General features: G+C 73.9%; 12 protein-coding genes. 8 read left to right on the top strand and 4 right to left on the bottom strand.

The window, feature by feature from the left end:
- Window positions 1-3 precede the first annotated feature (3 nt).
- Both HF995_RS14095 and HF995_RS06425 read right to left on the bottom strand, forming a co-directional pair.
- Window positions 4-1,743 carry an LGFP repeat-containing protein gene (locus HF995_RS14095; protein ID WP_168446897.1) on the bottom strand — a complete coding sequence of 580 codons (1,740 nt, stop codon included), beginning with the start codon at window positions 1,741-1,743 and terminating at the stop codon, window positions 4-6.
- Between the two features lie 93 nt (window positions 1,744-1,836).
- Window positions 1,837-3,102 (bottom strand): glutamyl-tRNA reductase, encoded by a 1,266-nt coding sequence (locus HF995_RS06425; RefSeq protein ID WP_168446896.1) that lies wholly within the window; start codon window positions 3,100-3,102, stop codon window positions 1,837-1,839.
- Between the two features lie 48 nt (window positions 3,103-3,150).
- On the opposite strand from HF995_RS06425, the gene hemE reads away from it, so the two are divergent.
- Both hemE and hemG read left to right on the top strand, forming a co-directional pair.
- On the top strand, window positions 3,151-4,269 hold the full coding sequence (gene hemE / locus HF995_RS06420; RefSeq protein ID WP_168446895.1) for a uroporphyrinogen decarboxylase: 1,119 nt from the start codon (window positions 3,151-3,153) through the stop codon (window positions 4,267-4,269).
- The gene (gene hemG, locus HF995_RS06415; RefSeq protein WP_168446894.1) at window positions 4,269-5,759 is read left to right on the top strand and encodes a protoporphyrinogen oxidase; all 1,491 of its coding nucleotides are present in this window, start codon (window positions 4,269-4,271) and stop codon (window positions 5,757-5,759) included. Before hemE ends, hemG begins: the two co-directional genes overlap by 1 nt.
- Here hemG and HF995_RS06410 read toward each other — a convergent pair.
- On the bottom strand, window positions 5,756-6,220 hold the full coding sequence (locus HF995_RS06410; RefSeq protein ID WP_168446893.1) for a hypothetical protein: 465 nt from the start codon (window positions 6,218-6,220) through the stop codon (window positions 5,756-5,758). The genes hemG and HF995_RS06410 overlap by 4 nt on opposite strands.
- Complete coding sequence (locus HF995_RS06405; protein WP_168446892.1) at window positions 6,217-6,681, bottom strand: hypothetical protein; 465 nt, start codon at window positions 6,679-6,681, stop codon at window positions 6,217-6,219. Before HF995_RS06405 ends, HF995_RS06410 begins: the two co-directional genes overlap by 4 nt.
- A gap of 306 nt (window positions 6,682-6,987) precedes the next feature.
- Here HF995_RS06405 and hemQ point away from each other — a divergent pair, with 306 nt between their 5' ends.
- The 6 genes from hemQ to hemL are packed head-to-tail and all read left to right on the top strand — an operon-like array spanning window position 6,988 to window position 13,255.
- Window positions 6,988-7,725, top strand: coding sequence for a hydrogen peroxide-dependent heme synthase (hemQ, locus tag HF995_RS06395; protein WP_210727084.1), 738 nt, complete (start codon window positions 6,988-6,990; stop codon window positions 7,723-7,725).
- On the top strand, window positions 7,722-9,107 hold the full coding sequence (locus tag HF995_RS06390; protein WP_168446889.1) for a ferrochelatase: 1,386 nt from the start codon (window positions 7,722-7,724) through the stop codon (window positions 9,105-9,107). The genes hemQ and HF995_RS06390 overlap by 4 nt, the downstream gene beginning before the upstream one ends.
- The gene (hemC, locus tag HF995_RS06385; RefSeq protein WP_168446888.1) at window positions 9,104-10,105 is read left to right on the top strand and encodes a hydroxymethylbilane synthase; all 1,002 of its coding nucleotides are present in this window, start codon (window positions 9,104-9,106) and stop codon (window positions 10,103-10,105) included. The genes HF995_RS06390 and hemC overlap by 4 nt, the downstream gene beginning before the upstream one ends.
- Complete coding sequence (locus HF995_RS06380) at window positions 10,102-10,911, top strand: uroporphyrinogen-III synthase (RefSeq protein ID WP_168446887.1); 810 nt, start codon at window positions 10,102-10,104, stop codon at window positions 10,909-10,911. The genes hemC and HF995_RS06380 overlap by 4 nt, the downstream gene beginning before the upstream one ends.
- Window positions 10,908-11,906: a porphobilinogen synthase gene (hemB, locus tag HF995_RS06375; RefSeq protein ID WP_168446886.1), complete on the top strand. Its 999-nt coding sequence runs from the start codon at window positions 10,908-10,910 to the stop codon at window positions 11,904-11,906. Before HF995_RS06380 ends, hemB begins: the two co-directional genes overlap by 4 nt.
- Window positions 11,903-13,255 (top strand): glutamate-1-semialdehyde 2,1-aminomutase, encoded by a 1,353-nt coding sequence (gene hemL, locus HF995_RS06370; RefSeq protein ID WP_168446885.1) that lies wholly within the window; start codon window positions 11,903-11,905, stop codon window positions 13,253-13,255. Before hemB ends, hemL begins: the two co-directional genes overlap by 4 nt.
- Window positions 13,256-13,262: the final 7 nt, after the last annotated feature.

Here is a 13,262-nt window from a genome sequence, read left to right as displayed (position 1 = left end):
TGCTCAGCGCTTGGAGCGCACGATCTTCGCCGCGCCCTTGCCCTTGTAGGTGATCTTGCCCTTCGTGAACTTCTGGGTGCAGGTCTTCACACCCTTCTTCGTCGAGCACGTGCGGGCGCCCGTTGCCCAGCCGAGCGACTTGCCGGACTTCTGCGCCTTGACCCAAGCAGCACCGATCTTGCCCGTCAGCGCACGCGTCTTGTACTGCGGGTGGGAGCTGATAGCTCCGCCGCTGAAGTACTGGTAGCACGCCTTGCCACCCTTGACCTTCGAGCACTTCTGGTTCTTCGTGGGCCAGCCGAGCGACCCCTTGGTTCCCTTGCTCTTGACCCACCGGTCGGCGATCAGGCCGACGACGGCCCGGTTGCCGTAGCTGGTGTGCGTCGTGGCGTAGCCGCCCTGGAACTTCTGCGTGCAGCGCGTCCCGGCCTTCGTGCACCTCGCCGCGGCGCGCGGCATCTTGAGGGCGCCGTCGCGTCCCTTCGACGCCTTCCACGCCTTGGCGAGACCGCCCGAGACGACGCGAGTGCCGGTCACGGCTCCCTGGGCGACATAGCCGCCGGTGAACGTCTGGACGCAGGTGTTGTCCTTCTTGCGGCACGTCAGAGCCTTCTTCGGCCAGCCGAGCGCACCGTTCTGCGACTTCTGCTTCACCCACGCCGTGCGCGCGGCGCCGCTCGGCATGGCGATGCCCGCCGAGCCGTTCGCCGCGAGCGTGCCGCCGGCGAACGTCTGCACGCAGTAGCGCCCGCTCGACGAGCAGACCTGCGAACCGCGCTGCTTGCCGAACGCGCCCTGCAGCCCTCCGTTCGCGAGCCACGCCTTCTGGACCGTGCCGGTCACCGCGATGTTCGTCGAACCGAACCACTCGGTGAAGCCTCGCCAGAAGTTGCGGTTGCCGAACGACGAGCAGTTCGGGGCGCTCGGGTTCGACAGGTCGCCGTTGCCGTTGAGGTTCGCGAGCGCGGCCGCGTTCGGGACGTAGGGCGTGTAGTAGTACAGACCCGCCGTGGCCCGGTTCTTGATGAGGACCCTCTGGGTGCCGCACGACTTGTTCGGGTGGTACTGGATGTTGGTCGCGACCCCGACCGGGAACCAGCTGTAAGCGTCGACGACCGCGTAGCGCTTGTACTGTCGCGCGGCCGAGTAGACCTGGTTGAAGAAGCCGTAGTACTGCTCGTCGCACGGCGCCGAGTCAGGGCAGGCGAAACCTGTCGCCGACCGGTACTGGCGTTCGGTCGGGGCCGTCGACGTGACGAGCGACTGCTCCTTCTGCAACAGCACCAGGAGCACCTTCGCGCTCACGCCGCAGGCCTTGGACACCTTGCCGATGATCGTCGACGCGAGCTCGTTGCGCACACCCCCGTACGCCTTGCAGTACGCGTCGGCGGGCCGGTTCGGCGTCGTCTGACGGTAGCTGCGCAGGCACGCCGGTCCGTCGGTCGCCGCACACTTCGTGACCTTGCTGGTGAGGAACGTCTGGATCTGTCCCGCCGACAACGCGGACCCCGTGAAGAAGACCTCGTCGCTGATGAGGTTGCCGGGGTCGAACTTCCCGAGCGTGGTCTGGGTGATGGTGTTGGGGTCCGTGGCCGCCTCGGCGGGCAGCGCACCGGTGCCCGGCACGATCGCCGTGCCGACGGCGACGAGGAGTGCGACGAGCAGGCCGAGCGTCCGCCGGCTGCGACGTCTTCCCTGGCCAGAGGGTGGGGTGGGCAGGCTCGAGACGGGGTGCTCGTTCACAGCGGGTCCTTCGTCAGGTTCGGGGGGCTTGTCCACCATAACGGGGCGACCCCTCGGCGCCACAGGCCTGACGACTGACGTGCGGACCGCCGCTCAGCGCGCTGCAGTCAGCGCAGCGCGCGACGCCTGCTTCGCGGCCATGATCCGGGCGTGCCGCTCAGCCGCCACGGCGCGGCGCGCGGCACGCTCGGCGCGGCGCTCCTCGGCGCCGCCGACCCCGCGTGCAGCCAGCGCTGCGCGCTCCTCGTCGAGGCGGGCCGCGGCGTCGGCCTGCGCCGCCCGGATCCGGGGGAGCGCCGCGAGGTCGACACGGCGCGCGAACGCCAGCTCGTCGAGCTCGGCGACCGCCGCGTCGACGATCTCGTGCGCACGCCGCACAGGCTCGGCGCCCGCTGCAGGAGCGTGCGCGCGGACGTTCGCGAGGTCGAACAGCAGGACGCCGTCGACGTCGGCGACGTCCGCCTCGACGTCGCGCTGCAGGGCGAGGTCCAGAACGACGAGCGGCCGCACGCTCGGGTCGGGCTCGTGGGCGAGCTGCTCCGCCTGCTCGGTCGCGCGCTCGCGCGCGGTGCGCACCGCAGCCGCATCGAGGACCGTGCCGATGCGGCCCGAGCACGAGACGACGAGATCGGCGTCGGCGAGAGCGTCGACGAGGCCGCCCTCCTCGATCGCAGCGACGCCGCGGGCGCGCGCGAACGCGGGGGCCCGGCCGGACCTCGAGAAGACGCGGACGTCGTGGCAGCCGCGAGCGCGGAGCGCGGCGAGAGAGGCGCCGGCGTAGGAGCCGGTGCCGATGAGGACGGCGCGCGTGAGGCGCCACGGCCCCAGGTGCTCACCCGCGAGGTCGAGGCCCACACCGACGATCGAGCGGCCGACGGCGCCGAGGCCGGTCGCCGACTCGACGCGCCTCGAGACGCGGGAGGCGTGGCCGAACAGGCGCTCGAGGTCCGGGCTCGTCGTGTCGCGTGCGCGCGCGGAGCCGAGGGCTCGCCGCACCTGGCCTGCGATCTCTCGCTCGCCGACGACCATCGAGTCGAGCCCGGACGCGACCTCGAGGAGGTGCCGGGCGGCGTCGGCTCCCGTACGCGCGGTGAGGGCGGCGCGGACGCCCTCGGGGGTGAGGCCGGTCGCGCTCGCGACGCGGCGTGCTACGAGGTCGGCAACCTCCGCTGGGCCGGCGCTCGCGGGCGCGTGGACGTAGACCTCGAACCGGTTGCACGTCGCGAGCACGACGACACCCTCGGTGAGGGTGGGGTCCGCGACGAGGGTCTCCCCGAGGGCTCCCGAGGCTGCACTGAGCTCCTCGAGCTCGTCGAGCCCGAGGTCGTGGTGGGAGGCTGCAAAGGAGAAGATGTTCACGGCAGGCACGATTCAATCACCGACAAGAATTCGGGGCACAATCGCGTGATGAGCGTCTCAGAGAACCACCCCCTAACTGACAGGACGACAGATAATTCTCGTCTTGTCCGCGCATTTCGAGGTCAGCGACCCGACGTCACCCCCGTGTGGTTCATGCGTCAGGCAGGCCGCTCGCTGCCCGAGTACCGGCGCGTCCGCGAGGGCGTCGGCATGATCGAGTCCTGCCTGCGCCCCGACCTCGCCGCCGAGATCACGCTCCAGCCCGTGCGCCGCCACCGCGTCGACGCCGCCGTGTTCTTCTCCGACATCGTCGTGCCCCTGCGCCTCGCCGGCGTCGACGTCGACATCGCGCCCGGCGTCGGGCCCGTCCTCGGCGCCCCCGTCCGCACGGCCGACGACGTCGCGCGGCTCGAGGCCCTCGACCTCACCGAGGAGGCGCTCGCGCCCGTGCGCGAGGCCGTCGAGCTGTCGGTCGCGGGGCTCGCCGCAGACCCGGGCGCGAGCGGCCAGGGCGACACGCCCCTCATCGGGTTCGGCGGTGCTCCGTTCACGCTCGCGGCCTACCTCGTCGAAGGGCGACCGTCACGCGACCACCTCGCTGCTCGTGCGCTCATGCACGCCGACCCCGAGCTGTGGGCGCGGCTGCTGACGTGGTGCGCGCGCGTGACAGGCACGTTCCTGGTAGCCCAGGTGCGCGCCGGGGCGAGCGCGGTCCAGCTCTTCGACTCGTGGGCCGGATCCCTCTCCCTCGCCGACTACGAGGCGTCTGTCGCCCCCTTCTCCGCCCTCGCCCTCGAAGGCGTCCACGCGCTCGACCTCGGCGGCGCGCGCGTCCCGGTCGTGCACTTCGGGACGGGCACGGGCCACCTCCTCGAGGCGATGCGCGACGTCGGGGCGGACGTCGTCGGCGTCGACCACCGCACCCCCCTCGACGAGGCGTCTGCCCTGCTCGGGCACCGCACGCCCCTCCAGGGGAACATCGACCCCGCCCTCCTCTTCACGCCGCCCGCGACGCTCGAGGCGCACGTCCACGACGTGCTGCGCCGCGGCCTCGCGGCACCCGCGCACGTCGTCAACCTCGGGCACGGTGTCCCGCCCGACGCCGACCCCGACGTGCTCACCTCGGTCGTACGGACCGTCCACGAGGCGCGGGTCGAGGAGCGGTGATGGACGGGCGCACGGTCGTCGTCGGCGGCGGGGTCGCGGGCCTCGTCCTCGCACGCGACCTCGCACGCGCCGGGCACGAGGTGATCGTCCTCGAGGCGCGCGCGCACGCGGGCGGCAGCGTCGGGCCCCTCACCGTCACGCGCGGCGGCATCGACGGCGCAGAACCGCAGTGCCCGGAGTCGTCACCGTTCACGGAGGTCACCGTCGACGCGGGCGCCGAGTCGTTCGCGACGCGCTCGACCGCGGTCCCCGAGCTCCTCGCCGAGCTCGGGCTCGCCGACGACGTCGTGGCGCCGTCGTCCGCGTCCGCCTGGGTGCGTTCTCCCGACGTCCTCACGCGGCTGCCCCGCTCGGGCGTCCTCGGCATCCCCGGCGACCTCGCCGACGTGCGTCGCGCCCTCGGTACCCGCGCATGGCTGCGGGCCCGCCTCGACACGGTGCTGCCAGCGAGCGTCGGCACCCGCGGGGACGACGGCGTGTCCGTCGGGCACCTCGTGCGCGCCCGGCTCGGCTCACGCGTCCTGCGCACGTTCGTCGCGCCCGTCGCGGGCGGCGTCCACTCGACGTCGGCGGACGTGCTCGACGTCGACGCCGTCGCCCCCGGCCTGCGCGACGGCGTCGCGCGCCACGGCTCGCTCGTCGCCGCCGCCTCCGCGCTGCGCCAGGCTGCGCCGTCGGGCGCAGCGGTCGCAGGCCTGCGCGGCGGCATGCACCGGATCGTCACGGCGCTGCTCGCCGACCTCGCCGCCCTCGGCGTCGACGTGCGCACGTCCGTGCGCGTCGCCCGGCTCGACCGCACCGGCACCGGCTGGGCCGTGCACATCGTCGGGCCGTCACGGCCCGGCTCGCACGAGGCTGCCGTCGGCGCGTCCGCGGCGGGCACCCTCGAGGCCGAGCACGTCGTCGTCGCGACGTCCTCCGCCGACGCCGCGCGCCTCCTCGAGCCGCACGTCCCCGCCGAGACCCTCCCGGCCGTGCCGAGCGGGCACGTCAACCTCGTCACCCTCGTGCTCGACGCGCCCGCGCTCGACGTGGCGCCGCGCGGCACGGGTGTGCTCGTCGCCGCCGGGACCAACGCTGCGCACGGCATCCGCGCGAAGGCGCTCACCCACGCGAGCGCGAAGTGGTCGTGGCTCGCCGACTCGCTGCCGCCCGGCCACCACGTCGTGCGGCTCTCCTACGGCCGTCTCGGCGGGGAGCCCGACCCGGGCGACGCGTCGGCGACCTCGCTCGAGCGCACAGCCCTGCACGACGCCGGGCAGCTCCTCGGCGTGCCTCTCACCCCCGCGCACGTCGTCGGGGCGAAGGTCGTCCGGTTCGCGAGCGCGCTGCCGTTCGCGGCGACCGGGCACCGCGCCCGGGTCGCTCGGCTGCGCGACGCCGTCGCGCACGTCCCTGGCCTGCACGTCGCCGGGGCCTGGGTCGCCGGCACGGGGCTGTCCGCCGTCGTGACGGACGCGCGGCGCACGGCCGCGGAGATGCTCGCCTAGGCGGGCTGCTCCTCCGGCTTCGACGGACGGGTGACCGGCGTCCACGGCGTCATGCGACGCCACAGGACGGGCGTGCCGCGCGTCAGCTCACCGCTGCGCCACAGGTGGTCGGTGCCCTCGACGATCGTCACGACCGACGCCCACGCCGCGCTGTCCGTCGTCAGGACGACACCCTCCGCGGCGCGACCGCGCGCGATCGCGGTGACGTGGTCGATCAGGTCGTCGCCCGAGGGACGGTCGGAGGACAGCGGGACGAGCGTCGAGAGGAGCTCGCCGCTCTCGACGCGCGCCGTGTCCTCGTCGTACCAGGTGATGCTCATGCGGTGGCCAGCACCGTCAGACAGCTCGACGCGGCCGGGGCTCGGCCTGGCGACGTCCCACGAGACGCGGGTCGCGAGGGCGTGGAGCCGTTCGACCGCCGCGGTCCAGGCCGGGTCCTCCTGCGGGTTCACGGGGCTCATGCGGTCGCGTCCATGGGTGTGCGGCCGCTGCGCGGCATGCCGAGGGTGCGGCGCCACAGGACGTGCTCGTCCGGCGTCGGGCCCGCCTCGGTCCAGCTGAAGAGCGGCGTGGAACCCTCCCAGACCAGCCGGGACCAGCCGCCGACGACGTCGCGGACCACGCCCTCGCGCACGGCTCCCGTCAGGAGCGCCTCGACGAAGGCTGCTGCCTCGCTCCGCCTGCCCGACCCCGCGAGCGCGGCGACCTCGGTACGGATCGCGAAGCCCGCCTCGACGCGCACCCTGTCGTCCTCGAGCGACGTCACGTAGACCTTCTGGCCCAGCGTCTCCATCGACTCGTCGTCCAGGTGCACCGTCAACCAGCTGCCGTAGGCGTGGTGAGCACGCGGACCCATGATCAGGTCCGCTCCCAAGCGGTGCGTCAGCTCGTCGACCTCGTCGAGCAGCTGCAGGGGCAGCATCGTCTTCCATCCTCCGTCCGTCGCCGTGCCGTCAGTCGAGCGACCCCGCCAGTGCCCTGTCCAGGGTGCGGCGTACATCTTCCTATCGGTCGGTCGAGAACGCGACGTGAGTCTAGCGACTCGGCGCGATGCCGACGACGCGTGTTGGGGACGAGCACCATGTGGGCGCACACGCCTTCCCGCGAGGTCTGCAGCAACCCGCCGGCAGCGCCAAGCTCTTTTTTACAGACCGTCAGAACAATGTCACTCCCCGAAACGTGCGCCACCGTTTCGCACGCACCCGGCAAAGGGCGCAGACTACTGAGCATGACCTCCACGGACACCTACGGAAATGCTGTCCCGGACGCCGACGGCCCCGAGCCCGTCGCCTACACGCTCTGGGCGGTCCTGCGCCGCGACGAGACCCCCGCAGCACGCGCCGCAGCCACGGCCGCCGTCCCGGCGGAGCTCGCCGCCGAGCTCGACGCCGTCGTCGCGCACCTCCCCGAGGACGTGACCCTGCGCGGCACCTACGACGCGTCCGGGCTGCGCGCCGACGCCGACGTCATCATCTGGCTCACCGGCCCCACCGCCGAGGGCCTCCAGGCAGCGCTGCGCACGCTGCGCCGCACCGAGCTGCTCGGCGCGCTCGTCCCGACGTGGAACGCGCTCGGCGTGCACCGCCCCGCCGAGTTCACCGCCCGCCACCTGCCCGCCTTCATGCGCGACGTCCCGCCCGCCGCATGGCTCACGGTCTACCCGTTCGTGCGGTCCTACGAGTGGTACATCCTCCCCGAGGACGAGCGCCGCGAGATGCTCGCCGACCACGGCCGCAAGGGTCGCGACTACCCGCAGGTCCTCGCCAACACCGTCTCCGCGTTCTCGCTCGGCGACTACGAGTGGCTGCTCGGCCTCGAGGCGGACGAGCTGACCGACCTCGTCGACCTCATGCGACACCTGCGCTACACCGAGGCCCGCCGCCACGTCCGCGACGAGCTGCCGTTCTACACCGGCCGACGCGTCGGCACCGCCGAGCTCGCCGAGATCCTGGTGGGCCAGGCATGAGCGCCACCGACCTCCCCACCCCGGGCGCACGCACGCCCGGTGAGCCCGAGCGCGCCGCCACGGACGCCGCTCCGCACGCCTGCGCGTGCGGCGAGGGTGGCTGCGGCGCCGAGACCAGCGACGAGCACGGCCTCGTCGAGGTAGGCCTCGACGACTACCTCGCCGACCTCCGCGAGGCGCTCCCCACGCCCGTCCCTGCCGAGCCCGCGCCCTACGACGCCGTCCTCCTCGTCGGGTTCGGCGGCCCGGAAGGCCAGGACGACGTCATCCCGTACCTGCGCAACGTCACGCGCGGGCGCGGCATCCCCGACGAGCGCCTCGAAGAGGTAGCCGTCCACTACCGCGCCCACGGCGGCGTCTCACCGATCAACCAGCAGAACCGCGACCTGCGCGCCGCGCTCCTCGCCGAGCTCGACGCACGCGGCCTCGACCTGCCGGTCTACTGGGGCAACCGCAACTGGGACCCGTACCTCCCCGACGCGATCACCGAGGCAGCAGCGAACGGCCACACCCGCCTGCTCGCCGTCGTGACGGCCGCCTACTCCTCCTACTCCGGCTGCCGCCAGTACCGCGAGGACCTCGCCGCCGCGATCGAGACGGCCGGTCTCACCGGGCAGGTGACGATCGACAAGGTGCGCCAGTTCTACGACTCCCCGGGGTTCGTCGAGCCGTTCGTCGAAGGCGTCCGCGGGGCGCTCGAGCGCCTGCGCGCCCAGGAGGGCGTCGCGCCCGACGGCGTCCGCGTCCTGTTCGCGACCCACTCCATCCCGACGGCGGCCGCGTCCGCGACGGGCCCGCAGACCGGGGCCGACGACGAGGGCGAGTACGAGATCCCCTGGGCCGAGGGCGGCGCGTACGACGCGCAGCACTACGCCGTCGCCGACGCGATCATGACGGCCGTCGACACGACCGTGCCGTGGGAGCTCGTCTACCAGTCCCGCTCCGGCAACCCCCGCACGCCGTGGCTCGAGCCGGACATCAACGACCGCATCGAGGAGCTCGCCAAGCCCCTCTCCGAGCGTGCGAACCCCGAGGACGACCAAGCGGTCGACGCCGTCGTCATCGTGCCGCTCGGCTTCGTGTCGGACCACATGGAGGTCCTGTGGGACCTCGACAACGAGGCGATGACGACAGCCCGGGAGCACGCGATCCTCGCCGAGCGCGTCCCCACCCCGGGAGTGCACCCGGCATTCGTCAGCGGGCTCGTCGACCTCGTCGCCGAGCGCACCCTCGTGACGGCGGCCGACGGCACGACCGCCCCCGCGGGCGGACGCTGCAGATCGGCGACGACGCTCGGCCCCTGGTACGACGTGTGCCGCCCCGGCTGCTGCCTCAACCCCGTCGCGGAACCGCTGCCCGCGGTCGCCGGCGAGGTGCCGTGACCGCCACGACCGTCCGGATCGGGACGCGCGCCTCGACGCTCGCCCGCACGCAGACGGGGCACGTCGCCGACGCGCTCACGTCGGCGGCCGCGGCCGCAGGCACGCCCGTCGAGGTCGAGACCGTGCACGTCACGACGGAGGGCGACCGCAGCCGCGCCTCCCTCGCCCAGCTCGGCGGTACCGGGGTGTTCGTGACGGCGCTGCGCGACGCGCTGCTCGCGGACACGTGCGACCTCGCCGTGCACTCGCTCAAGGACCTGCCCACCGCAGCCGCGCCCGGGCTCGAAATCACGGCCATGCCCGAACGGGTGACGCCGCTCGACGCACTGTGCGCACGCGACGGCCTCCACCTCGCGGGACTGCCTCGCGGCGCTCGCGTCGGGACCGGGTCGCCGCGCCGCAAAGCGCAGCTCCTCGCCGCGCGCCCCGACCTCGAGGTCGTCGACATCCGCGGCAACGTCGAGACGCGCCTCGCACGGGCCCTCGGTGCGGACGCCGACCTGCACGCCGTCGTGCTCGCCGCGGCCGGGCTCGCGCGGCTCGGACGGTCCGACGTCGTCTCCGAGGTGCTCGCACCCGACGTGATGATGCCCGCACCCGGGCAAGGCGTGCTCGCCGTCGAGCAACGTGCCGGAGCCACGGTTCCCGGCGTCGCAGCGCTCGACCACCTGCCGACCCGGCTCGCCGCGACCGCCGAGCGTGCGCTCCTCGCCCGCCTCGAGGCAGGCTGCGCCGCACCCGTCGGCGCGCTCGGCACCGTGTCCGACGACGGCCGGACGCTCGACCTCCAGGTCGTCGTCGCCTCGCTCGACGGGTCGCGCGTGCTGCGCCACGGCGCAGGCACGACGCTGCACGCGGTCGACGACGACGGTCCGCTCACCGAGGACGCGCTCGGGGAGGCGCTCGTCCTCGACGTCGAGAGTGCGGCCGCTCTCGGCGTGCAGCTCGCAGAGATGCTGCTCGAGGCTGGCGCGGCGGACATCGCGCCCCTACGATGACCGCCGCCGGACCCGCGCGCGTCCTCGTGCCGCGCGGCGGGCGGCCCGGCCGCGAGCTCGCCGACGCCCTCACCGCCGCAGGGCTCGTCCCGGTCGTCGCTCCGCTCATTTCGTTCCGCGACCCGGACGACGTCGCACCCCTGCGCGCAGGCCTGCGCCGCCTCGCGGACGGCGCGTACGGGTGGCTCGTGCTCACGTCGGAGCGCACGGTCGACGCGCTCGTCGACCACGGCCTCGGTGAGGTGCCAGCGCACACGCGCGTCGCCGTCGTCGGACCGTCGACCGGGCGACGCGCCCGCGCCGCAGGACTCAACGTCGACGTCACGCCCGAGTGGGACCGCACCGCGACCGGCCTGCTCGCGGCGCTGCGCGACGAGCCGCCCGCGACCGCGTTCGCACCGCGGTCCTCGATCGCGCGCCCCGAGCTCGTCGACGGCCTGCGCGCCGCTGGCTGGGACGTCGACGCACCCGACGCGTACGTCACCGAGACCGCGCTGTCCGTGCCCGACGACGCCGCGGAGGTCGACGTCGTCGTGCTCACGTCGTCGAGCACGGCCGAGACGTGGGCACGCGTCGCCCCCGACGCGGCGAGGCCCGTCCTCGTGTCGATAGGACCGCGCACCACCGAGACCGCGCACACGCTCGGCCTCACGATCACCCGCGAGGCAACGAGCCCCGACGTCCCCGCGCTCGTCGCCGCCGTCCAGGCGGCAATCGACGGGAGCACGGCTGTCACACGGCACTGGCAGGCTGGGCCTGCGTCTGGAACTGCAGCACCCGACATCGACGAGAGGCACATGCCATGAGCGCCGCTCCCACCCCCGTCCACCGGCCGCGCAGGCTGCGGCGCACGCCCGCCCTGCGCGCGCTCGTCGCCGAGACGCGCGTCCACCCGCGCGAGCTCGTCCTGCCCGTGTTCCTCAAGGAGGGGCTCGCCGAGCCGGCGCCGATCGCGACGATGCCCGGCGTCGTGCAGCACAGCCGCGACTCGCTGCGCCGCGAGGCAGCACGCGCCGCCGAGGCAGGCATCGGCGGGATCATGCTCTTCGGCGTGCCGCTCGAGCGCGACGCCGTCGGCTCCGGCGCGACCGCCCCTGACGGGATCCTCAACGTCGCCGTCGAGGACGTCGTCGCGGAGGTCGGGAGCGCGCTCGTCGTCATGACGGACGTGTGCCTCGACGAGTTCACGGACCACGGGCACTGCGGGCTCCTCGCAGCCGACGGCTCCGTCGACAACGACCCGACGCTCGAGCGCTACGCCGCGATGGCGGTGCAGCACGCGGAGCGCGGAGCGGACGTCGTCGGGCTGTCCGGGATGATGGACGGCCAGGTCGCCGCCGTCCGCGAGGCCCTCGACGCGGCCGGGTTCCTGAGCACGGCCGTCCTCGCGTATGCCGCGAAGTACGCGTCGGCGTTCTACGGGCCGTTCCGCGACGCGGTCGAGTCGACCCTCCAGGGCGACCGCCGCGCCTACCAGATGAACCCCGGCAACCGTCGCGAGGCAGCGCTCGAGGTCGGGCTCGACATCGCGGAGGGTGCGGACGTCGTCATGGTCAAGCCGGCCGGCCCGTACCTCGACGTCCTGGCCGACGTCGCCGCGACGTCCGAGGTACCCGTCGCCGCGTATCAGGTCAGCGGCGAGTACTCGATGCTCGAGGCCGCCGCAGCGATCGGCTACATCGACCGCGAGCGCGCGATCGCCGAGTCGCTCGTCGCGATCCGCCGCGCTGGCGCTGACATGACACTCACCTACTGGGCCCTCGAGGCCGCGACCAACCCCGCCATCCAGGAGCTGCTGTGACCGACTCCCGCGACACCACGACGAATGACGGCGCCTTCGAGCGCGCGCAGCGCGTCCTGCCCGGCGGCGTCAGCTCGCCCGTGCGGGCGTACGGGTCGGTCGGCGGGACGCCGCGGCTCATCGCGTCGGCGCGCGGCGCCTACGTGACCGACGTCGAGGGCCGCGAGTACGTCGACCTCGTCGCGTCGTGGGGCCCGGCGCTGCTCGGGCACGCGCACCCGGCGGTCGTCGCCGCCGTGCAGGAGGCGGCCGCGCGCGGCCTCTCGTTCGGCGCGCCGACGTTCGCGGAGGCGGAGCTCGCCGACGCCGTCATCGCGCGCGTGCCCGCCGTCGAGAAGCTGCGGCTCGTGTCGACAGGCACCGAGGCGACGATGACCGCCGTGCGCCTCGCGCGGGGCGTCACCGGGCGGCCGCTCATCGTGAAGTTCGCGGGCTGCTACCACGGTCACGTCGACGCGCTGCTCGCCTCGGCCGGATCGGGCCTCGCGACGCTCGCGATGCCCGGCTCGGCGGGCGTGACCGCTGCGGCCGCCGCTGAGACGATCGTCCTGCCCTACAACGACCTGGCCGCCGTCGAGGCGGTCTTCGCGGCTCACGGTGACAGCATCGCCGCGGTCATCACGGAAGCGGCAGCCGCGAACATGGGCGTCGTCGCGCCCAACCCCGGGTTCAACGCGGGGCTGCGCACGATCACCGCAGCGCACGGTGCGCTGCTCATCCTCGACGAGGTGCTCACGGGCTTCCGCGTCTCCGCAGGCGGCTGGTGGGGCCTCGAGGGCGCCGGCGAAGGCTGGGCTCCCGACCTGTTCACGTTCGGCAAGGTCGTCGGGGGCGGCATGCCGGTCGCCGCGCTCGGCGGCCCCGCCGCGATCATGGACCACCTCGCACCACTCGGTCCCGTCTACCAGGCAGGGACGCTCTCCGGTAACCCGGTCGCCGTCGCCGCAGGCCTCGCGACGCTCGCCGCCGCCGACGCCGCCGTGTACGAGCACGTCGACCGCACCGCCGACATCGTTTCCGAGGCGGTCAGCGCCGCGCTCACCGGCGCGGGCGTCGAGCACACCGTCCAGCGTGCGGGGTCGCTGTTCTCGTTCGCGTTCGGCACCTTCCCCGCGCACGCCTCCGGCGTCGCGGGACCGCGCGACTACGCGGCCGTCCAGGCGCAGGAGTCGTGGCGGTACCCGCCGTTCTTCCACGCGATGCTCGACGCGGGCGTCGCGCTCCCGCCGTCCGTCTTCGAGGCGTGGTTCCTCACGGCGGCGCACGACGCGGACGCGGTCGGACGCATCGTCGACGCGCTGCCGGCCGCCGCTCGGGCTGCCGCCAACGCGACGCGCCCGGCAGGCTGACGCTCGA

It is taken from the genome of Sanguibacter hominis ATCC BAA-789, assembly GCF_012396185.1.
In the GTDB taxonomy this organism is placed as follows: Bacteria; Actinomycetota; Actinomycetes; order Actinomycetales; family Cellulomonadaceae; genus Flavimobilis; species Flavimobilis hominis.
Note: the sequence above shows the minus strand (reverse complement) of the source record. Positions and strands in the feature narration are given on the sequence as shown.

Bases quoted from the DNA above. Each gene is read 5' to 3' on its own strand.
- HF995_RS06390 (WP_168446889.1), top strand. From the start codon at position 7,722: ATGAGCGCCACCGACCTCCCCACCCCGGGCGCACGCACGCCCGGTGAG.
- hemG (WP_168446894.1), top strand. From the start codon at position 4,269: ATGGACGGGCGCACGGTCGTCGTCGGCGGCGGGGTCGCGGGCCTCGTC.
- HF995_RS06405 (WP_168446892.1), bottom strand. From the start codon at position 6,681: ATGCTGCCCCTGCAGCTGCTCGACGAGGTCGACGAGCTGACGCACCGC.
- hemQ (WP_210727084.1), top strand. From the start codon at position 6,988: ATGACCTCCACGGACACCTACGGAAATGCTGTCCCGGACGCCGACGGC.
- hemB (WP_168446886.1), top strand. From the start codon at position 10,908: ATGAGCGCCGCTCCCACCCCCGTCCACCGGCCGCGCAGGCTGCGGCGC.
- HF995_RS06380 (WP_168446887.1), top strand. From the start codon at position 10,102: ATGACCGCCGCCGGACCCGCGCGCGTCCTCGTGCCGCGCGGCGGGCGG.
- hemE (WP_168446895.1), top strand. From the start codon at position 3,151: ATGAGCGTCTCAGAGAACCACCCCCTAACTGACAGGACGACAGATAAT.
- HF995_RS06410 (WP_168446893.1), bottom strand. From the start codon at position 6,220: ATGAGCCCCGTGAACCCGCAGGAGGACCCGGCCTGGACCGCGGCGGTC.